This window comes from Paenibacillus andongensis, assembly GCF_025369935.1.
Classification (GTDB): domain Bacteria; phylum Bacillota; class Bacilli; order Paenibacillales; family NBRC-103111; genus Paenibacillus_E; species Paenibacillus_E andongensis.
On sequence record NZ_CP104467.1, the window covers coordinates 5,853,868 to 5,877,460 of the forward strand.

General features: G+C 46.6%; 14 protein-coding genes. 3 read left to right on the forward strand and 11 right to left on the reverse strand.

Annotation, left to right across the window (positions count from 1 at the left end):
* Positions 1 to 26 precede the first annotated feature (26 nt).
* Complete coding sequence (locus NYR53_RS26250) at positions 27 to 821, forward strand: HAD family hydrolase (RefSeq protein ID WP_261302052.1); 795 nt, start codon at positions 27 to 29, stop codon at positions 819 to 821.
* Between the two features lie 400 nt (positions 822 to 1,221).
* Here the strand turns inward: NYR53_RS26250 and NYR53_RS26255 are convergent, their stop codons facing one another.
* Together NYR53_RS26255 and NYR53_RS26260 are read right to left on the reverse strand one after the other, a co-directional pair.
* Entirely contained in the window at positions 1,222 to 1,977 is a 756-nt protein-coding gene (locus NYR53_RS26255; protein ID WP_261302053.1) for a DUF975 family protein, read from the reverse strand.
* A gap of 95 nt (positions 1,978 to 2,072) precedes the next feature.
* Complete coding sequence (locus tag NYR53_RS26260) at positions 2,073 to 3,647, reverse strand: phytoene desaturase family protein (protein WP_261302054.1); 1,575 nt, start codon at positions 3,645 to 3,647, stop codon at positions 2,073 to 2,075.
* A gap of 154 nt (positions 3,648 to 3,801) precedes the next feature.
* Between NYR53_RS26260 and NYR53_RS26265 the strand changes: the two genes are divergently transcribed.
* On the forward strand, positions 3,802 to 3,990 hold the full coding sequence (locus tag NYR53_RS26265) for a uracil-DNA glycosylase (RefSeq protein ID WP_261302055.1): 189 nt from the start codon (positions 3,802 to 3,804) through the stop codon (positions 3,988 to 3,990).
* 44 nt (positions 3,991 to 4,034) lie between these two features.
* On the opposite strand, the gene NYR53_RS26270 is transcribed toward NYR53_RS26265, so the two are convergent.
* A complete protein-coding gene (locus NYR53_RS26270) occupies positions 4,035 to 4,808 on the reverse strand; it encodes a phytanoyl-CoA dioxygenase family protein (RefSeq protein WP_261302056.1) in 774 nt (257 codons plus the stop codon).
* Between the two features lie 167 nt (positions 4,809 to 4,975).
* On the opposite strand from NYR53_RS26270, the gene NYR53_RS26275 reads away from it, so the two are divergent.
* Positions 4,976 to 5,818, forward strand: a complete 843-nt coding sequence (locus NYR53_RS26275) for an AraC family transcriptional regulator (protein ID WP_261302057.1) — start codon at positions 4,976 to 4,978, stop codon at positions 5,816 to 5,818.
* A gap of 159 nt (positions 5,819 to 5,977) precedes the next feature.
* On the opposite strand, the gene NYR53_RS26280 is transcribed toward NYR53_RS26275, so the two are convergent.
* The 8 genes from NYR53_RS26280 to NYR53_RS26315 all read right to left on the reverse strand — a co-directional run bounded on the left by NYR53_RS26280 (position 5,978) and on the right by NYR53_RS26315 (position 23,376).
* On the reverse strand, positions 5,978 to 11,113 hold the full coding sequence (locus NYR53_RS26280) for an S-layer homology domain-containing protein (RefSeq protein ID WP_261302058.1): 5,136 nt from the start codon (positions 11,111 to 11,113) through the stop codon (positions 5,978 to 5,980).
* Positions 11,114 to 11,501: 388 nt separating this feature from the next.
* Positions 11,502 to 13,778, reverse strand: a complete 2,277-nt coding sequence (locus NYR53_RS26285; RefSeq protein ID WP_261302059.1) for a glycoside hydrolase family 3 C-terminal domain-containing protein — start codon at positions 13,776 to 13,778, stop codon at positions 11,502 to 11,504.
* Positions 13,779 to 13,794: 16 nt separating this feature from the next.
* Entirely contained in the window at positions 13,795 to 16,311 is a 2,517-nt protein-coding gene (locus NYR53_RS26290; protein WP_261302060.1) for a glycoside hydrolase family 3 N-terminal domain-containing protein, read from the reverse strand.
* Between the two features lie 72 nt (positions 16,312 to 16,383).
* Positions 16,384 to 17,925 (reverse strand): ABC transporter substrate-binding protein, encoded by a 1,542-nt coding sequence (locus NYR53_RS26295; protein ID WP_261302061.1) that lies wholly within the window; start codon positions 17,923 to 17,925, stop codon positions 16,384 to 16,386.
* A 133-nt stretch (positions 17,926 to 18,058) separates the two neighbouring features.
* On the reverse strand, positions 18,059 to 19,648 hold the full coding sequence (locus NYR53_RS26300; RefSeq protein WP_261302062.1) for a response regulator transcription factor: 1,590 nt from the start codon (positions 19,646 to 19,648) through the stop codon (positions 18,059 to 18,061).
* Positions 19,623 to 21,362 (reverse strand): sensor histidine kinase, encoded by a 1,740-nt coding sequence (locus NYR53_RS26305; RefSeq protein WP_261302063.1) that lies wholly within the window; start codon positions 21,360 to 21,362, stop codon positions 19,623 to 19,625. The genes NYR53_RS26300 and NYR53_RS26305 overlap by 26 nt, the downstream gene beginning before the upstream one ends.
* A 150-nt stretch (positions 21,363 to 21,512) precedes the next feature.
* Complete coding sequence (locus tag NYR53_RS26310; protein ID WP_261302064.1) at positions 21,513 to 22,403, reverse strand: carbohydrate ABC transporter permease; 891 nt, start codon at positions 22,401 to 22,403, stop codon at positions 21,513 to 21,515.
* 13 nt (positions 22,404 to 22,416) lie between these two features.
* Positions 22,417 to 23,376, reverse strand: coding sequence for an ABC transporter permease (locus tag NYR53_RS26315; RefSeq protein WP_261302065.1), 960 nt, complete (start codon positions 23,374 to 23,376; stop codon positions 22,417 to 22,419).
* Between the last annotated feature and the right edge of the window lie 217 nt (positions 23,377 to 23,593).

Genomic DNA, 23,593 nt, shown 5'->3' on the forward strand with positions numbered 1-23,593 from the left:
TAGGACATAGGGGAGGATTATGGATAATGAAACCTATCAAAGCGATTATTTTTGATTTAGACAATACGTTATTGTGGGATGAACAAAGTATACATGAAGCATTTCAAGAAACATGCCGCGCAGCTTCCGAGTCCGTCAATGTGGATCCTGCAGCACTTGAAATTGCAGTTCGCGAGTCATCTGAACACCTTTTTCGTACCATGGCCTGTTATGAATTTGCCAAAATGATTGAGGTTACTCACTTGGAAGCACTCTGGGGACGCTTCGATTCGAAAGGGCATCCATCCTTTCTGGAGCTGGAACAGTTCGCCCCCATCTATCAGAAGGAATCGTGGATGCAAGGCTTACGTACATTGGGAATCGATGATCCCCAATTAGGCAAAGTGCTTGCCGAGCGATTTGCTCGTGAGCGAAGAGAGCGTCCCTTGGTGTATGAGACTACTTTCGAGGTCTTGAATGCTCTGCATCACAATTATCAGCTGCTGCTAATGACGAACGGCGCTCCTGACTTGCAGCAAGAAAAAGTAGACAGTATTCCTGGCTTAGCAGCTTACTTTGATCATATTCTTATATCCGGCTCCTTCGGCAAAGGGAAACCTGATCCGACTATTTTTGAGCATGCTCTGAGTCTCCTTGGTACCACCGTGGAAGAAACCATCATGGTTGGCGATAATTTAGATACAGATATTAAAGGTGCGTTAGGCGTTGGCATGCGGAACGTTTGGATCAATCATCATAACCGAACAGCGCCGATTGACAATCGCCCAAGTTATGAGATCGCTACATTACCTGAATTGCTGGGTATTTTGAAACCGGCGTAGTGCTAACGAAGGAATGCAAACAAATAAACAGACGTTTGGTTAAATGAATAAGGTCGTGCTGCCTCAATAGAAGGCTAGGAGGAGAATACCATTGCATAATGTCCAATGGAATGATGTTTTCACGAATAGCATGAAATCCATTGTATTTGCTCCAATGGATTTATTACGAATACGATTATCGCTCAGCAGCTCTTTGGAACCCTGATTTCGGTCCCAGGCATATACTTCTTGAATGTAAGGCGGGATCTGGGCAGAAATTGTTGCACTATTTACAATTTGTAGCTAAAGATGATAAACAGGGGAACATTCGATACCCCAGGACCCAAAACATTTTTGTGACATAAAAAAGAGCCTATCGATCATTCTTCGACAGGCTCCTTCTTGCAATTTCCCTCACAAGCTAAACATAAGGCAAATTCAACTCTGCACTGCTGCTTAACCCATCATGCAACGCCTGCCTACGAAGAACCAAGTAAAGCTCCGCTTTGGTTGAGTTATAGTAAGGCAGTACGAATAAAACACCTATTCCCAGTGCTATCGTTCCTAGAAGAAACCAACCTATAAAGGAAAGATCCAACACAAACATTTTCCACTTTTGCCCGCGTGTCATTTGATTGCTTAGATCAACAGCTCTCTTCATCCCAATCCCTGGATTATCCGCTAAAATATAAGGCGTCATGCTGTATGCATACGACTTCACGATACCTGGAATAAAGAGCAGCAAAAACCATAAAAAATTAAGTAAGCCGCTCCAAAACATACCTTTAACAATTGCTAAGTAATTGCCTTTTGTAAACGAATAAACGAGATAGTTCATGTTTACATCATCTTGTGCAGCCTGTTTAAAATATTGCTGTACGCTCACTGTTAGCGGAGACACAACGAAGATATTAAAAGCTAACGCCACTAGTCCAATCACGACTGCCAAGAAAGCAAAGATAAGGATAATAGCAAGACCCGCTCCATCGGAGACATCGCCCATCCCGCCACTAAGCCCAGGAAGACTCATCGAAGTACTTCCACCCGAATTAAATGAGCAGCTTGATACCCCGCCACTAACTACAGCCAATACCAAACTAACCAGAAATGCTTTCCAATACGATGTCCGCAGAACGTTTTTGGCTCTGTTTTTTAAATCCCTACGCGTCCAATACACGTTATTTCCCCCTATACTTACTATATTTACCACCACCTATCGTACCGCAGAAACCAGAAAAGCGGAATAGCCCCAGGACATTCCGCCATTCCTCTTTATTTCAGCAGCTTTTGGGCGACGATATACCCCGAGCCTCCATTGATCCCGTGTCCTGGCCAAGTTGCCGCACCCAACATATATACGTTCGGAATTTCAGTTTGATGACTCGGCTGCCCTGGTAGGGGACGAAACAGGTAGCTTTGCGCCAAATCATGGGCCCCGCCATACGGATCACCTGGACCAGAATTAGGATTGAATCTGGCAATCGTGTCTGGCGTAACAACGGCATGGCCAATAATGGCACTAGGAATATTAGGGATATGCTTGCCTACAATCGAAAGTACTCGCTCAGTGAAACGCTCTGTTAGCTCCGGTGTCCAACTGCCATCCCCAACATCGATAAGAGCAGCGGCATCGCCGCGAGGACGGCAAGGTACCTCGAGCACCTGAATACGCATGATTGCCTTTCCTTCAGGCGCTCGTAATGGATCCAGATTGGTGGAACAATCGACAGTAAAAGTCGGCTTGGCTGGAAGCAAATCCGCCATACCCTGTGCTATGGCCTGCGTGAATCCATCGAGCCCATCCGTTAAATGCGGCTGACCGATCCTGGCAAATCGAGCATCTGGCCATTGCGGCGGTTCACTCAGAGCGAGATGGATCTGCACACAGCCCCTGCCATAGCGGAACCGCCTCGCTTGTTCGCGCAGCGGAGGACTAATCTCAGCCTCAGCCAAAAGTGAGAGGTATAGCCGATCTGGACTTGTTGAGGCAACGACGGCTTGCTTCGCCCGAAATTCCTCCCCCTTCGAAGTCCGCACACCAACTGCACGTCCATTTTTCACTACAATTCGTTCCGCTTCCTGTTCCGTGAGAATGATACCACCTTGATCCTGAATGAGCTTGGCAAGTGCTTGAGCAAGTTTTTCACTTCCACCTTCGGGAATCGGCATTCCCCCACCCATTAATGCCATTGCTGTGAGAGGTACCCAAATCCCGCTGCCAACTTCATCAGGCGTACGCCCAAGATGAGATACCCACGGCGCCAGCATAGCCCGGAGTACAGGTGATTGAAAGGAACTTACAGTATTACGCGCGGTCGAGAAGATGGATGCCGCAAATTCGGAGTATCCTTTACTTCCCTTATTATGTAAAAGTTTCTCGATGATAGCTGAGGCTTTGGAGCGTGATAGATCCAAATTGAATAGAGCAAAAACATCCCCTGCATAAGGATTAAATGCCTCGAACATGGCCGCTAAAGCAGCTCCATCTCCAGGAGCAAGACGTTCTGCCTCTGCAATTAACGACTCAAATGATCGTGAGAATACAGCCGTTTGCCCATCCTCCATGGAGACTCCAGTTGGCAGGTCCGTGTTTAAGTAACGTAATCCGCGAGCCACAAGAGCTTCACCAAGATCCGCATAGGCAGGGCCTGTCAATAGAAGAGGGTGTGCCGCAGCATAGACATCATGCTTAAAGCCCGGTAAAGTAAGCTCTTCCGTACGCAGGAAACCGCCTGGACGATCATTTTTCTCCAGAACGAGTACGCTCCTCCCAGCGCGTGTTAAATAGGCAGCCGTAATTAATGCATTGTGGCCACTCCCGATTAGGATGACATCAAACGTTTTCAACTCCCATTCCCTCCTCACAATGACTTCCATCATGGTTAATACTAACCTAATGGCTGTGAGAGGTTTGCCTCTTCTTGTCGACAGATCCAATCCTATTTAAATTCGTCATTTTAATAGGTTATAATAGTTTTATCTTAAAATAAGAGGGACAGATATGACGGAATTACAACGTATCAACTGCATGAAATGCCAACATTTCTACATGACTTGGGATGCCAATTTCCCTAGAGGCTGCAAAGCATACGGCTTCAAAACACAGAAATTGCCCAGTCTTCGTGTACTTTCTTCTTCAGGCAAGCCCTGTATGAATTTTGAACCGAAAGCAGATTCCAAACAGAAGTAATGAGAAAAAAAGAGCCACCCTAGGGCGCCTCCGGCTTCCTTCTATTAGATAATTTTAAAATCAGGTTTCACCTTCGTGAAATTCGGATTTTTCCCGCTAACCATCAGGCCCATTCCCCAGTCAAAATGCGTATTTTCGGTCGGAAAATCACTGGCATCGCGGTATTGGAACAATACATTCCTTCTTGTTCTAGAGCTCTTATTCGACTCTGATCCGTGAATGGTCAAGTAATTGAAGAACAGAACATCGCCCGCTTCAGCCACGCAAGGCGTCCCCTCTTTAATCGGATATTCCTTATGATTCAAATAATGGGAGCCAACATGCGGCAAGGAGCCGGTGCGATGCGATCCTGGGATGACACGCAGGCAGCCGTTCTCCTCATCGGCATGATCCAGATGCACACTTGCAGCTAGCATGGTGTGTTTTTCGTGCGGAAAATAAGGGTAATCTTGATGCATCGGGAAAGCAGCGCCATTTTCTGGCGGTTTAACGAGCATTTTGGAATGGTGCAGCTGCACGTTAGGACCAATAATCTGCGTCAGCACAGCAGCCATATTCGGATGAATCACAGCTCGCATAAATGCGGCATCGTGATAATGCACATCATGAAAGCCTTTTAAGACAAGCTTTTTCAGCTCCGCTGCTGGAAGAAAGTCCCCCTGCCATTGTGAATTATGATCAGCCTTTGATTGTGCAGCACGGCTAATGATCCCCTCTACGCCTTGTCTCATTTCTTCAACTTCCTGTTGATTGAAAACTCCCTTAACGAGTAAATACCCATTTTCTTTATAAAATTCTACCTCTTTTTGTTCGATCACAGGCCATTCCTCCATTTATCTCGTTGATATTTAATCGCTTTCTTATTTATAATTATAGGAAAACGAATGGCATTTTGTCTTTTTCTCCAGCGGACACCTTTTTGCAGAATAAGGACATTTCAATATAAAGGATGAAGCCTATGTATCTATGTAAAGAAACTGATTCCATGCTTAATGATGTCCTGAACGTCATTCATGGACCAGCCGCTTGCTTCAAAATTCAATATTGGGGAATTAACCCTTGCCTGTTTGATAATCAGCCCCATAAGCATTCTTTCTTTGAGGTTTGTTATATCTTGGGTGGTGAGGGTGAGTATACGGAAAAAGGTGTTGTCTATTCACTCAGAGCAGGTACACACTTTTGTTCGAGACCGGGGATTAATCATCAAATTCGTACGAAAAATGGCTTATTTATTGTTTATGTTGCATTCGAATTAGATGAAACACTGAGCGACGATACGATGCGTGAAGCCTTCAGCGATCTAGCTGAACATGCCGAGGTTTGCATTCATGAAGCCGACAATCACCCAACTGCCCATTTGTGGAAGTCACTCTTGATTCAAGAAGGGAAGGGGAGCCTGCCGCCTGCTGCGATTCCCTCGCTTGCCTACGCGCTGCTAGTTTCCTTTCTGGCATTATTCGGAAAAGATATGACGAAACCTTATTTTCACCGTAAAAATACACATATTCTGCTGCAGCGTGCCAAGCTTTATATCCGCGATAACTTATCCCAGCCTCTTCAACTTGGACATATCGCTGGCTACCTCAACGTCTCCGAACGTCATCTATCACGCTTGTTCTCAGAGGGCATACATGAGACTTTTACAGACTTCATTCGAAGTGAACGCATACGCCAAGCAGCCCACCTGCTTCTGACAAGCGAGCTTTCCATTAAAGAAATTGCCGAAGTGACCGGCTTTTCTTCTGTCCATTATTTTTCTCGTACCTTTATGGAAGAAAAGAAGCTGCCACCAGGCAAGTTCCGACAGCAGGAGAAGAATCGTTTGTGATGCATTTTCATGCACAACTGTTGATTTATAGCAAAAAAGGGACTATCCTCCGGCAATCATTCATGCCTGCGGATAGTCCCTTTTCCATTCGTTTATCTGAAATTTTTGTTGCCGCCGATCAGTTTGGCGCTCAACGACAGCAGCCCCGCATCAGAACTATTACGGTTTCGCTGTTAAAGCTCTGAGAATGACCGTGACCGCTTCGGCGCGGGTAGTGTTCACTTTCGGTTTCACTGTGCCGTCTTCATAACCATTGATCAAGCCTTTGGCTATCGCCGTTGCAAGAGCCGAACGTGCCCAGTCGGATATATCGGCGCTGTCCGGGAAGTTGATGCTCTTGTCTGTCGCAGCCAGCTTGGCGGCACGAACAACGATTGCCGCCATTTGCTCGCGGGTAATGAGATCGTCCGGCCCAAAACTGTTGTCGCTATATCCGGCAACAATACCTGCCGCTGCGGCAGTCGCAATCGCGCTCTTGGCCCAATGAGTTTCCGTATCGGCAAAGGTTTTGCCATCTTGCGCCCCAAGATGGAACGCTTTGACGATGACGGTCACGAATTCCGCTCTCGTGATGTTCGCATTCGGCTTAAACGATTTGTCTGTATAGCCGTTAATCGCGCTGAGCTTCACCAGTTCCCGCACGTTCGCTTCGGACCAATGCCCCTTGATATCGGCAAAGTCCGTTTCGTTCGTTTGCGGCTGTACGGTCTTCGCTATTTCCGATACCAGAACGGCAAATTTCGTAAAATGGCTCACCGATCCGGATGCCGTCACGTTCGCTTCGTCGACTATTTGGCTGTCGAGTGGCACCCATTTATGGGTTTGTTCGTTCAGCCAATATACGCCTGCCGTCAACTTGGCAAAGTCCACCTTCGTCTTGTCGAAAGGTAGTGTAATAACGACCGGCTTGCTAAAGTCGCCATCCTTGTCTTTCTTGATCTCGTACACCTCACTTACCAATTGCGAGGCGCTGTTTACGGGCAGAATCGAGGCGTCGCTCACTTTATCTACCGTAACTTGAATGTTGCTAGCCATCGATCCGGCCGGAACTTCGATTGTGACTCCGTTCAGCGTTGTCGTCCCCCCGCTGACAGCCGCAATCGTTGCGGAGTTGGTCGCACCGCCGCCGTAAACCCCGCTGGATCCGGTTTCGCTCGGAGAGTCGACTTTCGTGTAGCTAGCAAATTTGGTAAAGTGCTTCGTCCAAATGACAAGGTCGCTGCCAACCGTAATTTTGGCGTCTCCGCCTTCGGCAATTTTGTCTGCCGCTGCTTGGGTGTCTGCGGATAACGGCTCTGTAATCTCGGTAAACACGCCGTTTCGTACGAAGCCCGCCCTTTTGCCCCCTTGGTTCGGGATGAGCAAACGCACCGCTTTGTCGAACGTTAACGATACATCCGTCGATCCGACTTCAATAACGGCACTCACGACGCCGCTATTGATCCTTACGCTGCTATTGCTTAACACTTGCGGCAGATTGATCGTGCCGTCCCAATTGGCGGGAGCCATAATTTTCGTTCCGTCTGGAATCGTTACACTCACATTGCCCAGAGTGGTAGCCGCTTGCACTTCCACTAAAGGGAGCGTCGCTTCTTTGTTCGATCCTACCGTTACCGATGTGGCCGAAATTTTGGCATTCGTTACACCAGAAGGGACGGTAATGGATACAGGTACAGTCGTCACCTGAATCGGTGTTGTAGAACTAGCTGTTATCACTGCGGCTCTAATCACGTTCACAGTGTACGTCTGCGTGGTCTTTCCATCTTGAGCTGTCACTACCACGGTGATCGGATTGATACCCACGTTTAGGCTGATAGCCCCCGAAGATAGTCCGCTCGTCACTGCCGTTCGGTTCACCTTCACTGTCGCGTTGCTATCCGATATTGTTGGCGTCACTGTCGCCAACGTTACACCATTCGCCACGCTCGCTGTGTAGGAAAATGTCCTCGTATCAAACGATGGACTCAACGTTAGTCCTGATACTGCCATGCTGCTCAGATTCGCATTACTGGATGCGCTCGGTATTGCGGCTTGAGGTGTTGCGATGACTTCGTTGGAGTAGCCGCTGTTTCCTCTTGCGTTGCTCGCCTTTACCGCGAAGTAATAGGTCGTGCCGTTCGTCAGCCCCGTGTAGCTGTATGTCGCGCCACTCACTGTCGCTATGGAGGTTAAGTCATAGGAGCCGGAAGCTGTTCCCTTATAGACACTGTAGGTGACTGTTTCAGATACACCGTTCCAAGTTAACGCAACTTGCCCATTCCCAGCTATTGCTGTAAGCCCCGTAGGTGCTAGAGGTGCTGAAGAGTTTGCCGCTGTGACGGTCAACTTGGCTACGCTGCTTGTCGCCGTCGTCGTTTGGCTGCCCGTCGCGCCGCTGTTCGTGTTCGTCACCACGACATAGTAGTATGTCGTTCCCGCCGCTAACGTCGGCGCTGCATACGATGCGCTCGTTGCTCCGCTGATCGCTGCTCCGCCGCTATTGCTGCTGGCCGTGTTGCTGTACCACTGGTAGCTCAGCGTTCCGCTGTCACTCACCGTCGCCGCTACGCTCAAACTCGGGCTGCTGTCGCCTTCGTTCACCGTTGCTCCCGTCGGCTGTGTGCCGAAGCTCGGCATTGCCGCATTCGTCAGCGCGTTCACCGTTACCGTGGCTACGCTGCTTGTCGCCGTCGCCGTTTGGCTACCCGTTGCGCCGCTGTTCGTGTTCGTCACCACGACATAGTAGTATGTCGTTCCTGCCGCTAACGTCGGCGCTGCATACGATGCGCTCGTTGCGCCGCCAATTGCGGTGCCGCCAGTCGTGCTATTCGCCGTGTTGCTGTACCACTGGTAGCTCAGCGTCCCCCCATCGCTCACCGTAGCTGCTACGCTCAAGGCTGGGCTGCTGCCTCCTTCGTTCACCGTTGCTCCCGCCGGCTGCGTGCCGATGCTCGGCATGGCCGCGTTTCTCAGCGCGTTCACCGTTACCGTGGCTACGCTGCTTGTCGCCGTCGCCGTTTGGCTACCCGTTGCGCCGCTGTTCGTGTTCGTCACCACGACATAGTAGTATGTCGTTCCCGCCGTTGTCGTCGGCGCTGCATACGATGCGCTCGTTGCGCCGCTGATCAATGCTCCACCGCTATTACTGCTGGCCGTGTTGCTGTACCACTGGTAGCTCAGCGTCCCCCCATCGCTCACCGTTGCTGCTACACTCAAGGCTGGGTTGCTGCCTCCTTCGTTCACCGTTGCTCCCATCGGCTGCGTGCCGATACTCGGCATGGCCGCGTTGATCAGCGCGTTCACCGTTACCGACACCGCACTGCTTGTCGCTGTCGCCGTTTGGCTGCCCGTCGCGCCGCTGTTGGTGTTCGTCACCACGACATAATAATACGTCGTTCCCGCCGTTGTCGTCGGCGCTGAATACGATGCGCTCGTTGCTCCGCTGATCGCAGCTCCACCGCTATTGCTGCTTGCCGTGTTGCTGTACCACTGGTAGCTCAGCGTTCCGCTGTCACTCACCGTCGCCGCTACACTCAAGGCTGGGCTGCTGCCTCCTTCGTTCACCGTTGCTCCTGTCGGCTGCGTGCCTATGCTCGGCATTGCCGCGTTTATCAGAGCGTTCACCGTTACCGTGGCTACGCTGCTTGTCGCCGTCGCCGTTTGGCTTCCCCCTGCGACGCTGTCGGTATTCGTCACCACGACATAATAGTACGTCGTTCCCGCCGTTGTCGTCGGCGCTGCGTACAATGCGCTTGTTGCACCGCTGATCATTGTGCCGCCGCTATTGCTGCTGGCCGTGTTGCTGTACCACTGGTAGCTCAGCGTTCCGCTATCGCTCACCGTCGCTGCTATGCTCAAGGCCGGGCTGCTGGCTCCTTCAATCACCGTCTGATCTGTCGGCTGTGTGATAATGTTTGGCGTGGCCGCATTCCTCATTGTCCATTTCGCGTACAGTGTCACGTCGGCTGATCCAATGCTGATCGGGGCACCTGCTACGTAATCCGTTCCGGTTCCGTCCGCCTTCGTATTCCATCCCGCGAACGTGTAGCCCGTCTTCACTAAGTCTCCCGTGTTACCCTGAACCGCAGCCGTATCTCCCGACTGATAAGTGATGCTGTCCGTCGGCGCGCTGCCGGAAGTAGCGATGTTGCCTTCATACGTCAACGTGTATGTCATTGTAAGCTTCTTGACGGTTGCTTTATAGCTATTAACCAAATCCGAATACGCAACATATGGCGTGCCGCTGCTGTCGATGACTATACTTGTAGAAATTGCAATATCTGCCGAAAAACCGGCAGAGCCTACATTTACCCACGAGCTTCCGTTAAATTTCATGACGGTTGCTTTACCTTTGTTGTTACCCCAATCCGCATACGCAACATAGAGCGTGCCGCTGCTGTCTATGGCTATACTTGTTTGGTCTGCAGGACCTGCCGAAAAACCGGCGGAGCCTACATTCACCCACGAGTTTCCGCTATATTTCATGACGGATGCTTTTTCGCTGTTAAAATCATCCTTAAACACAACATAGCGTGTGCCGCTGCTGTCGATGGCTATCATTGTATAATAGGCATAACCTTTCGAAAAACCGGCGGAGCCTACGTTCTCCCACGAGCTTCCGTTATATTTCATTACGGTTGCTTTATAGCTATTAGCCACATCCTGATACACAACATAGGGCGTGCCGGTGCTGTCGATAGCTATACTTGTATACCTTGCATCACCTGACGAAAAACCGGCGGAGCCTACATTCTCCCACGAGCTTCCGTTATATTTCATGACGGTTGCTTTATTACTGTTACCCCCATCCCTATACACAACATAGGGCGTACCGCTGATGTCGATGGCTATACTTGGATAATCTGCAGCACCTTCCGAAAAAACGGCGGAGCCTACATTTACCCACGAGCTTCCGTTATATTTCATAACGGTTGCTTTACTACTGTTACTCGTATCCATAAACACAACATAGGGCGTGTCGCTGCTGTCGATGGCTATACTTATTTTAGCTGCAGCACCAAAACCGGCGGAGCCAACATTCACCCAAGCGCTTCCGTTATATTTCTTGACGGTTGCATTACCGCCTCTCCCCCCGTCCCTATACACAACATAGGGCGTGCCACTGCTATCGATGGTCATCATTGTATTAGTTCCAGAATACGGCGAAATACCGGCGGATCCTACATCGACCCATTGTTCAGCGGCCGCTTGGGCAACCATTGGCGCGCCCATATAGGGTACGCCTGACAAAAAAATCAGCGTTCCCAGTATGAAACTTAATAATTTACGATAAGTCTGCTTTACTTTTCGATTCATTTACATCCCGCTCCCAACAATAATAAATCAAAATTAACTTTCTGGTGCCAAACCTTGCCGAGAACCGTAAAAATCGCCCTTAGAGTTTAATAATTTTCAAATCATCACTTTTATAAGTTTACTAAAGCCAACTAAAAGAATAATGAAAGAATCGTCCGAAAACAGAAAAAAACCGCGTAGCATCAAGCCTTCGCGGTTTTTAATAATTCTGACACTATTGATAATTATAATTAAATTTGACATTTAAAAGCCCCTTATTATGAACTTTTTGTAATTAAAAAATGGTACATACAGCTCCGCATCGCCTTGCCGACACCGGAAGCCGCTCCCGTAATAAATAACTACTTTGTTGTTCAATTTCATTGACTTAAACACTTCTCTCTTTAGTTTAGGAATCATTAGATCCATTCAACTGCTGAAGAATGCCGTCCATCGTATCCTCCGTAAAAGCTCCCTGGCTAAAAGCAACCATGGCCCGCAGCGGCATGCCCATCATGACGGCATTCATCATCGCCTGATGTTCATCATCAGTGGAAGGTAATTGATTCCCGGCATTCGGCCTCATGGCATGCATGATTTGCGCCCCAACGGGATCGCTCATAAGGTCACCCATCGTCGAATTTCGGGTAAACTTTTTCTTAACTGACACGGTGGAAGTCACATGAACAATGGCTTTCAACGCAATTTGAGTTGAGGAACTGCCAACAAGAATTTCAAACTCGCCGGTTTCAACGTGCCAATCCCGAAGAGAGACATTGTAGTAAGCAAACGCTCTCTTGTCTAACTCAAACGTAACCATCTTCTCTTCCCTTGGTTCAAGCTTCAGCTTCTGGAACTCCTTCAGCTCTTTTTCAGGGCGCGTGACGCTGCTCTGTGAATCACGAACATACAGCTGAACGATTTCTTTGCCAGTCTGATCACCCGTGTTTTTGACAGTTACACTTACCCGCACCGTTTCGTTGTCAACAATCGAGTTCTTGTTCACGGTAATATCCGTATATTCGAACGTTGTATAGCTAAGCCCGTGTCCGAAAGCGAACAGAGGCTTGACTCCTCGTGCTTCGTAATGACGATAACCGACGAACAGCCCTTCACGGTACTCGACTTGGTCCCCTTCCCCTGGGAAATTAAGGTGTGAGGGATTGTGCCTAAGCTCTATAGGGAACGTTTCCGCCAATTTGCCGCTCGGGTTAGCTTCGCCGAACAATAAATCCGCAATTGCGCCTCCTGAAGCCTGACCACCCAGATATCCTTCCAATATGCCTTTCACTTTTCCGATCCATGGTAATTCCACCGGAGAGCCATTGCTGAGTACTACAACAATGTTCGGTTGGACTTCTGCAACGGCTTCGATTAGCCGGTTATGATTGTCAGGAAGCCGCATATGCTCGCGGTCATAGCCTTCTGACTCGTATCGATCCGGCAGGCCAGCGAATACTACCGCAACATCTGCGTTCTTCGCTGCTCGAACCGCTTCCTCAAGCAGCTTGTCATCCAACTCGTCCTTCGCCAGCTCATAACCTTGCGAATAATTGATTTCTGCCTTATCCGAAGCGATTGCCGCCATTTCATCGTAAGGAATATCGAGCTTGGTCGGAACGATATGCGAGCTGCCTCCGCCTTGATATCTTGGCTTCTTGGCAAGCTCTCCGATAACGGCGATACCTCCTTGTTTGCGAAGCGGAAGAATACCTTCCTCGTTTTTCAGAAGCACCATGCATTCAGCAGCAACGGTCCTGGCCAAACGATGGTGGTCCGCTGGATTGAAGCTAGCGTTCTCCTTTTTGCTGTCAACCGCCTTGAATATAACGGTCAAATACCGCTCTACTGCCAGATCCAATTGCTCTTCCGACAATTGTCCCTTCTTGACGGCTTCTACGATTTTGTTATCCCCGAAGCCTCCATTGCCAGGCATTTCAAGCTCCAATCCCGCTGCAAGACTGGCTACGCGCTCATTTACCGCTCCCCAATCCGAAACGACAAAGCCTTCAAAGCCCCATTCTTCCCGCAGGATATCGTTTAGTAAATACGGATGCTCTGAAGCATACTCGCCATTGACCTTGTTATACGCAGACATGACCGTCCACGGTTGAGATTGCTTCACTGCTCCTTCGAAGCCAGCCAGGTAAATTTCCCGAAGGGTTCGCTCATCTACAACCGCATCAACGGTCATGCGGCGATGCTCCTGGTTGTTGACCGCATAATGTTTGGCTGATGTGCCAATCCCTTGGCTTTGGACGCCGCGGATGTGACTTGCAGCCATTTCCGCGGACAGATACGGATCTTCCGAAAAGTATTCAAAATTCCTTCCACAGAGCGGAGAACGCTTGATATTCAGCGCTGGGCCTAGAATGATAGCGACATCCTCGGCCTGACATTCTTCACCGAGCGCAATTCCGACTTTCTCAATCAAATCACGATCCCAAGATGCGGCAAGACCGGCACCCGACGGGAAGCAGGTCGAGGGAACACTGTCACCAATTCCAAGATGATCACCGCTGCCGCCTTGCTGTTTCCGCAAACCATGCGGTCCGTCGGTCATCATGATCGAGGGGATTCCGAGCCGTTCTATCGGCTTTGTCCGCCAGAAATTCAGCCCCGAACATAAGCTAGCTTTTTCCTCCAACGTCATTTGTGCTAGTAACTGTTTTATATTTCTACTCATTCTTAATCTCCTTCACCTATATAAGCTCAAATTTAGCTTCCTTCACTACTTGAGAACTCGGACCAACGTAGACCTTGAAGTCACCTGCTTCGGCTTCATATCGGCGGTTTGACGTGTAGAATTTCAAATCCTCTTCCGTAATAGCAAACTGGACTTCCCGGCTCTCTCCCGGCTTCAAATCAATTTTTTCAAAACGCTTCAACTCTTTCACAGGCCTCACAGTGCTTCCATACAGATCCTGGATGTACAGCTGAACGATTTCTTCGCCGGCGTGATCTCCAGTGTTGGTCACTGTTAAACTTAAGTTCAGCTTGTCAGTCCGAGATAACTGAACTTTATCCAGTTGGATATCTGAGTAAGCGAAGGTTGTATAGCTAAGTCCATATCCGAAAGGATATAGGGGCTCATTTGGCGTATCTAAATATTTAGAAATGAATTTTTGAGCTTGATTCTCCTCGGTGAGAGGTCTTCCTGTGTTGAAATGATTGTAATATAGTGGTACCTGGCCCACCTTATACGGGAAGCTCATTGTCAGTTTTCCTGACGGGTTGTAATCACCGATCAATACGTCAGCGATGGCGTTGCCCGCTTGCGAACCCAGGAACCAGGTTTCGACAATAGCATCTACATGACGGTCAAACCAATCCAAGACAAGCGGTCTACCGTTGGTGAGTACCAGGATCGTAGGTTTACCCAGGTTCATAATAGCTTCTGCCAGCTGCTGCTGAACATCCGGAAGCTCAATATCCGCGCGGGATGCCGCTTCCCCGGACATATCGCTGTTCTCGCCCAGTGCGAGAATAACTACATCAGCTTGCTGTGCCAAAGCAACTGCTTGATCAATACCGCCATCAATGCTGCTATTTACCTTGCACCCTTCAGCGTACAGCAAATTCCCCGAACCGATTCCTTTCTCCTTAAGTCCTTGAAGGAGAGTTACGGTATCATTGCCATACCTCGAGAATTGCCACGGGCCAAGCAAATCCTTACTGGCCGCAAACGGTCCGATGACGGCAATTTTCTTCTTCCCTGTGAGCGGAAGCACACCGTTATTTTTCAATAGCACAATGGATTTCTGGGCTAGCTTGCGACTCTCTTCCAAATGATCTGCATGGAAATGATATTCGATTTCTTTTTCCGGTCTTATATAGCGGTAAGGATCATCCATGATACCAATTTTGTATTTATAGGTTAAAATACGACGAACCGCCGCATCCAATTGTTCTTCCTTTACGATCCCTTCTTCGATAAGCCGAGGAAGCTGATCGAAGTACAATCGCGTCACCATCTCAATGTCCATCGTAGCGTCAATTGCCATTTTGGCAGCCGCCGCCTCATCCTTGGCGCAGCCATGAATTCGGATTTCGTCGATCGCGCCATAATCGGAAATTAGTATCCCTTCAAAGCCCAGCTCATCCCTCAATATATCTTTCAGCAAATAAGAACTGCCAGCCACCGGAACTCCTTGGTAAATGTTGAACGAATTCATCACCGAACCAGCTCCCGCCTCAAGACCTGCTTGAAAAGGAGGCAAATATACGTTGCGTAAAGTACCTTCAGTAATATCAACCGTATTGTAATCTCTACCGCCTTCGGCAGCCCCATATGCGATAAAATGCTTTAAACAGGCGATCAACGTCTCTTCGTTGAACAAGCTGTCGCCTTGAAATCCTTCAACTTGAGCCTTGGCGATGAGCGAGCCTAAATAAGGATCTTCACCCGCGCCTTCCACCACGCGTCCCCAGCGGGCATCCCGGGTCACATCCACCATCGGGCCGTGATTATAGTTGATGCCGGAAGCGGTCGCTTCCTTGGCTGCAATAGCACATGCCTTCTTGATCGCATCTAGATCCCAGCTGCAGGACCACCCGAGCGGAACCGGAAATACGGTCTGATGCCCGTGAATAATATCCGCGTTAAATAACAGCGGGATCTTGTGCGGTGATTGTTCCACGGCAATTTTTTGCAGTTCGAACACCCTGTTGCTGTCAAAAGCGCCTAGGATGGATCCTGCCATTCCTTCCGCTACCAATTGCTCTGGAGGTGCCGATTCCACATCGCCGCCGAAAGAGAAGTTAGAAGCACCGCACTGGCTCATTTGTCCGATTTTATCCTGAATGGTCATTCGGCTGATGAAACGTTCGACTTCTTCGCGAATTTCTTCGTCCGATCTGAGCGTCACGCCAGTCTTACGGAAAGGCGCAACTTTGGAGATCAAATCTTCCGTAAGCGATGATCCCCTCCCCCTTTCCCCGTGAATTGCCGTTTCCTCTGAGGCAAAAGGCAGTCTTATCCTGCCCGTAAAAGCATTCTCTGAAAATTCAAGATCAATCGTGATAGGTTCTGGCGAATAGGTAATACGCCCTATCGCTTTAAGCCGATTCCCCTCGGTTTGAATATCAACAATTTCAACAGGCAATGGAAAAGGCTCCATACTCACGGATAATGATATGCCATCATTCTCTTCCACATGAAAAACAATTTTCGTTTGCGATTGACTCCTTGTCACCTTGCAGTTCCATATACCAATCATTTCGTTATCCTCCCGAATGTTTATATCAAACCCCAACCAACAAGTGCGAAGTTGATTGGGGTCATATCCAGCTTATTTACTCGTTTTCGCCCATTCATCCAACTGTTTTTGCTTTTCCGCGACAATTTTATCAATACCTGCGGATTTGAGTTTTGCAATATAATCTGGAAGCGCTTTATCCGGGTCAAGCGTCCCTGTTTCAACACCTTTTTGATATTGGTTGTTTACGTTAGTTACGGCTGTAATTTCCGTCTTCACAGGCTCAGCATTAAAGTTGAAACCAAGTGCCTTCGATTTCTTGGCATTCTTATTGAACTCAGCTGTCTTTTTCCAAATATCCGGATCATCTCCTTTAAACACATAGGAGAGGAATTGGTTGCCGAACATCCATCCTAACCCCATGTAATAACCGCTGGTTTTCGCGTCAACACCTTGCGGAAAGTCGATCATATTGTCAGAAACTTTCACATAATGCTTACCTTCAATACCCCAGTCAAGCAAATTAATCAGATCTTTATCTGTGTACAGCAGATTTAACAGCATCATTGCGCGCTCTGGGTTCGTTGAATTCCGCGGAATTCCCCACATAATGCCGGTAATCGTTCCTGTCGTCGCAATCGGTTCGAGCAGCTGGGCCGTCACCATCGAATACGTCGTTAATCTGGATTCCTGGGCTTCAAAACCGGGTTTCATCGTAGCCATATATCCAAATAATTTACCGGATTTAACCAAATCAGACGTTGATGTTTGGCTAGTTGCCGCATCCTTTAACACATAACCGGCCGTGTACCAGCTTCTGAACTTTTTGATGAGTGCAGTGTATTCCGGCGTTTCTTGAAAATTGACAACTTTCATATTATTGTCGTACCCAGGCAGAACGCCAAAGCCATCTACTAAGGAATCCTCCGGTTGATACACTTGCAAGAACGTTGAGCCGTTGCCGCCAGGAGCAATCGGAGTCAAATTCGGCTCTTTTTCTTTCACAATTTTCAGAAGAGGCTCGACATCGTCTAATGTTTTGATCTTGCTAATGTCGATATTGTATTTATCAACAATGTCCTTTCTCATCACAAATCCGTAGCTTCTCGCCAAATCCCGAATGCTGGCAACGCCATAAATCTTGCCATTAATTTTCGGAGCGTTCAGATACGCGGGTTCCAGCACTTCGGAAATTCCTTTTCCATATTTCTTAATTAGATCGTCTAAGGCATTCAATTGCCCTTTGGCCACTTGGGAAGCATACCCCCCCAATATTGTCATCACATCGAGCTTATCGTTACTGCTCATCATCAGATTCGTTTGCTGATTCCAATTCCCAATGCTGATAGGAAGAAGTTTGACAGTCGCGTTTATCTTCGCTTTAGTGATTTTGTTTACCTCATCCTGGATGAGATTCATATCTTTCGGTATCGCGCCGAAAATAGGGAACGCCATCGTAAGCTCAGCTGATGTTTTCGTGTCAACATTGCCTGACGAAGCCGCGTTCGGAGAAGATGTCGCGCTGGTGGAAGCGGCACTTTGATTGCTCGTATCCTTTCCGCATGCTGTAAGGAAAAGCATTGTAACCATGATCATGGCCAATAACATCGTCAACATTTTAGTCCGTTTTCTCATGCTCTAACCCCTCTTTTGAAGTTTAATGGCGTTTCTAGTTCTAATGATAGTCTAAGGATTGAGAGCCCGCTAACAGTTTGCTGACTTATTTGTTACCGCTTTCCTGACTTTTTGCCCGATGAGTAAACCATGGTTAAAATCCATTCTGCTGACGATAATCGTTTGGATTCAAGTTCGTGACCTTTTTAAACATTTTTGAAAAATGAGAAAAATTCGAGTAACCCACGGCTAAGGCAATACTGCCGATTGGCATATCGCTCTTACACAACAGCTCCTTGGCCAGGTTCACTCTTTCTTGCAGTAAATAATCAGAGATCGATACCCCTGTCTCTTTCTTAAAAAAACGGGACAAGTAGTCGGGATGCAAATAGACATGCTCGGCCAGTTCTTCACGGGATAACTCCGATTGATCCAAATGCACGGCTATATACTGTTTGAGTCTCTCAATAACCGAAGTTGCTTCTTCCACTGCCTCCGCTTGATCCATCGCTTTCTGGGTCGTATGCCGAATCCAGGTTAACAGGTCAGTTACCGAACGCGTGGCGTTTCTGGACAGTACCAAAGATAGTTCATCACAAAATAATTGATGAGCTTGAATGCCTTTTAGATTAAGTACGAAATACGTCATCTGCAGAAAATCTTCATAAAATTGATTCAGTACATTCGCATCCAAGCCTTCTGCTCGTACCAAATTCTCCAGATATTCCGTCACTACCGCGATCACTTTTTCTTTCGTTCCCTTTTTTAACATGGCTGACCACACGGTCATATCGGGTAATTTGATTTGTACAGATGAGGCAGATTTCCCAGCTAACGCGAACACTTTGTTATTAAAAGCGACATTATTCTTATCTAACGCCATCAAATCTTGAACAATGGGCCGAACATCGTGCATGAAACCGTCGGTACCGATATAGCAGCATAAATCACAGTAAAAATATCGATTGCAAGATGCAATGTAATCTTCGCAGCTGCGGACCAATTTTTCCAAAATCCCCTCGTTATACGTGTTCAAATAAAGAATGACAAGTATTTTCCCTCTGTCTATAGGAATCACCTGTCCATCCGTCACTTGCTGAACAATCATCTCTTGCGACGAATTTTTAAGCGCATACTCCAGTATCTTCTCTTCGCGCAGACTTAAATCCTTATGCCAGCGTTGAACACTGATGAGCAGAGGTAAAAAAGTCATCGATTCGGAATAAATAAGATTCCGATTTTCTGCAACTTCTTTGATTACCGTTTCATGAGAAGGAATCGTTTGATCAAGCAAATCCATCCAAAACCGTTCTACAATCAAGGGATGATTTTGCATCCACAGCTCATTCACATGACGAAGCTCGCTATGTTTGGAGATCTTCATCTTGGCTTTAGAAAGCGCCTCTTCCAATTCATTAACAAACGCCGGCTTGATCAAAAACTCCAAACTCCCCAATTGAATAGCCTGCTTCGCATATTTGAAATCCGCATGAGCGGTTAAGAAGATCGTCTCTGTTTCCGGATGATGCTCTCTTACCCATGTAAGCAGCTCCAAGCCGCTGCCTTGCGGCATTTCAATGTCACAAAGCATGATATCGATGCGGTTTTTAGCAAAGATTTCTTGGGCCTGCCTCATGTTGTATGCGGTATAAAGTTCAGAGATTTCATTTTGTGCCAAATCCAAGTCTGATTTTATACCTTCAATTACATGCATTTCATCATCTACCATTAATAGACGGTACATTGTCCGCACCTCCGGTTACTATTTTTGAGTGGATAGGTAGGGTAATTTCAATGACCGCTCCGCGAGGAGAACCATTGGAAAAAGAAATTCGTACAGATCGGGTATAAAGAAGCCGCAGCCTCCGCTGAACGTTCCATATTCCGACATGCTCTCCTTGTTCTGTGACCAGACTTTCACCTCTTTGTAGAATAGATAGCACTTCCTCCGAATAGCCCTTGCCTGTATCTTGAATCACAATGGTAATACAAGGAATACCTTCCAGCTCAATGACATCAACGTTTATCGATATATGAATAGGTTCATCCAGTGTAACCGCATGCTTCACCGTATTTTCAACAAATGTTTGAATGACAAGTGGCGGCACATACGTATCAATTAAAAATTCCGGTGCATGGATTTCGCAAGTCAGGCTTCCCGGAAAGCGAAGCTCCTGAATGCGATAATAATTCCGTGTATGTTCAAGCTCCTCTTTCAGTTTAACGAAGCTAAGATTACTTCTGAACATGTATCTGAAATATTGCATCAAGGATAAGGACATTCCCTTAATTAATTCAAAATTTTTCACTTTCGCCAAGTTATATAACACATTCAATGAATTCATGAAAAAATGAGGGTTGATCTGCAATTGCAAACGCTGAAGCTCTTCATTTTGCTTGCTTAACTGCTCCTCATAAACGTTAATACGTAGTTCCTGGATTTGCGACATCATATTGTTAAATGTCTCATTCACAATGATAAATTCATCGGATGTTGGAAAAGTGTCAATCCGGGCTTCCAGTTGACCGCTCCGAATTCTTTTCATAGCAGATATAAGTCGGTATAGTGGTAACATGATCGTTCTTCGTAAGAAATACAATCCTAAAGGCAGTGAAATGAGGCATGCCAAGGCGATAAGTTCAACAATTTTTTGTAAATAGGGCAGCTTTTCAAGGATCCTCTCGTCAGGCACGAGTGCGACCAGATTGAAATTACCTTTGGCTGAGGGTTCGCCGACAACCAAGAAGTCACGATGATTGCCTGATAAATAATAATTTTCCATACCCGCATTCAGCTGAACTTGATTCCGGTTGATAAGGTCTATATTCGTCATAGGCAGTCCGTTTTGAGTTGCGAATAACGCACCGCCGTTAGCACCAAAATCAATCGTTTTGAACGGAATCATCAGCTTGTCCGCATTAATCCAGGCGCCAAAATAAACATCCCCGGATTTCAATACATAGATCATATAATAAGAATCATTGATCTTCTGAACATCCCAGGTTTTTGTATAAAATCGATTAGGTTCTATATTAGAATCAATCGTTTGCCTAATGGTGTTAATGATCGCCTCTTCTTCCTCAAGGGAGCCTCTAACTCTATTGACTTGTAACATATCGTTTTTCTTCGGCGCATACAGGAAAAAGGAATTGACGGATTTATACATGCCAATATCATTCGATAATTTATTAAACATCATTATTTTACTGAAATTAAAATCATACTCCGAATTTGATAATTGATAGGACACAAAATCAGAATCGGCCACCACCGTATTATTTATATACTTGTCGATATCCTCCAACGTATTATCCACTTGACTCATATATAAAATCATCATGTTTTTGTAGGAATCCGCTACCTGATTTCGAACGACCTTCGTGGAATAAACACTATAGTAAATAAGAATCGTTATCAAAGGTACGGTTAAAATAGATACCCCCAACATTAATTTCATCCGTATCGAATTCATGGAGCATCTGCCTCTTCCCCTTTAATTTATATCTATACTGTATCATTTATTTAGAGCATTATTAAAAGGAAAGAAAGCCCATTGACAGCTCGAGCTGATCAAATGGACTTGTACATGTTATTTTTGGGGCAAGAGCTACCCTTTCACGGCTCCGATCGTAATTCCTTTAATAAAATATTTTTGAAAGAACGGGTATGCGATCAGAATCGGGATAACACCGATTACCGCAATAGCCATTTTCACGGTAGTGGTGGGAAGTGACTGCGATGCTGTATTTGCGCTAGAGTTATCGAATTGACCACTCGCCAAAAACTGGGCATCCTGTAAAATACGGTTCAATAAATTTTGAATGCTGTAAAATTTCGGGTCTGTAATATAGATCATTCCGTTCATCCAATCATTCCAATACATAATCGTTTGGAAAAGTCCCACCGTTGCAAGAATGGGTATAGAAAGGGGAAGCACAATCGATGAGAACGTTTTGAGCTCTCCTGCCCCGTCGATATTGGCTGATTCAATAATGGCCATTGGAATCGAGGTTTGAAAGTAAGTCCGCATCAGCATGACATTGAAGCCATTCATTAAAAGTCCCGGAATAATTAGCGCCCAGATCGTATTCTTGATATCCAGCATCTGCGAGTAAATCAAATAGGACGGCACCAGTCCCCCATTAAACAACAGAGTGAAGAATACAACAAAAGCTAACACATTCCGAAGCGGATAATCTTTGCGAGAAATCGGATAAGCCAGTAGAGACGTGATGACAAGGCTCACTGTCGTCCCTAACACAGTTACTAGTACGGTTATGCCATATGCTCTAAAAATGTCTGATCCTTCTGCTAAAATATAATGGTAAGCAAGCAAACTGAACTCAGTTGGAAAAAAGGAATACCCGTATCGAATAATCTCATTTTCATCGGTTATAGATGAAAGAAACAAGAGCATAAAAGGAACCACACAAGCCAAGGAAAGTAAGATCAATACGATATGTCCGAACCATTGCAGCGATGTATTTTCTTTTTTCATGGACGTCTCCTCACTAAAACAATGCGTTATCTTTGTTGAATTTACCAACTAAATAGTTGGATAGAATAACGAGCATAAATCCGACTACCGATTGATACAGACCTGCCGCTGCCGACATGCCAATATCGCCTAAGCCCAACAATCCACGGTACACATACGTATCGATTACATTGGTTGTCGAGTAAATGGCTCCCGAATTCATCGTGACCTGATAGAACAGACCGAAGTCGGAATAAAATATTCTTCCGATGCTGAGCAACATCAACATCGTTATCGTAGGCGTCAGCAGAGGGATCGTAACATTGCGGATCTGCTGCCATTTGCTGGCTCCATCCAGCCTCGCGGCTTCATAATATTCTTCATCAATGCCAATAATGGCAGCAAAATAAACAATGCTGCTGTATCCAATGCCTTTCCATAGATGGATCAGCGTTAGAATGAACGGCCAATATTTCGATTCCTGATACCAGTTAATCTCCTGCATACCCAATAAAGGAAGTACCGTTTTATTGAGAAATCCGGTTTCCAAGCTTAGACCTGCATAAGCCAAGTAGCTGACGATGACCATAGAAATGAGAAATGGGAGCAAAATAATACTCTGGTACAGCCTAGACAAGAAACGATTCTTGATTTCATTTAAGAGGATCGCGATTCCAATTGAAAGCAATGTCCCCAGAATAATAAAAACCACATTATAGAGAATCGTATTTCTCGTAATTACGTAAGCGTCTGAGGTATTGAACAAATACTCGAAGTTTTTGAAGCCGATCCAGTCACTGCCCAAGATCCCTTTGGAAAAATTGATATTCTTAAAAGCAATAACGATTCCGAACATCGGGAGGTAGTTATTGAGTACAAGGTACAGCAATCCGGGAACCGTCATCAGTGTAAGCGGGATAAACTTTTTAAAAACTCTCTTTTTTTTCTTTGTCGTTTCGATTCGTTCATCGATTGTGACTGCTGCCTCTGTCATGGGAATCCCCTCTTTCCTTCTTTCTGTGTCTCTATGCTCTTATCATAAAACAATACTAAAATCGCCACTAACAGTTTGCTGACTTTTCCGTTATCGCTTTGCTGACTTTTTTAAAAGAAAAAAGCAACCCTCTTTTTGATCAAGTGAGGGTAGATTACTCCAATCCAGGTTACGCAAAATACCCCGTAACTTATTAAATAAGCTACGGGGTGTTTGC

Excerpts from the sequence above, each read along its gene's own strand:
- NYR53_RS26265 (WP_261302055.1), top strand. The coding sequence starts at position 3,802 with ATGACGGAATTACAACGTATCAACTGCATGAAATGCCAACATTTCTAC.
- NYR53_RS26300 (WP_261302062.1), bottom strand. The coding sequence starts at position 19,648 with ATGTACCGTCTATTAATGGTAGATGATGAAATGCATGTAATTGAAGGT.
- NYR53_RS26310 (WP_261302064.1), bottom strand. The coding sequence starts at position 22,403 with ATGAAAAAAGAAAATACATCGCTGCAATGGTTCGGACATATCGTATTG.
- NYR53_RS26275 (WP_261302057.1), top strand. The coding sequence starts at position 4,976 with ATGCTTAATGATGTCCTGAACGTCATTCATGGACCAGCCGCTTGCTTC.
- NYR53_RS26250 (WP_261302052.1), top strand. The coding sequence starts at position 27 with ATGAAACCTATCAAAGCGATTATTTTTGATTTAGACAATACGTTATTG.
- NYR53_RS26280 (WP_261302058.1), bottom strand. The coding sequence starts at position 11,113 with ATGAATCGAAAAGTAAAGCAGACTTATCGTAAATTATTAAGTTTCATA.
- NYR53_RS26285 (WP_261302059.1), bottom strand. The coding sequence starts at position 13,778 with ATGAGTAGAAATATAAAACAGTTACTAGCACAAATGACGTTGGAGGAA.
- NYR53_RS26315 (WP_261302065.1), bottom strand. The coding sequence starts at position 23,376 with ATGACAGAGGCAGCAGTCACAATCGATGAACGAATCGAAACGACAAAG.
- NYR53_RS26295 (WP_261302061.1), bottom strand. The coding sequence starts at position 17,925 with ATGAGAAAACGGACTAAAATGTTGACGATGTTATTGGCCATGATCATG.
- NYR53_RS26305 (WP_261302063.1), bottom strand. The coding sequence starts at position 21,362 with ATGAAATTAATGTTGGGGGTATCTATTTTAACCGTACCTTTGATAACG.
- NYR53_RS26290 (WP_261302060.1), bottom strand. The coding sequence starts at position 16,311 with ATGATTGGTATATGGAACTGCAAGGTGACAAGGAGTCAATCGCAAACG.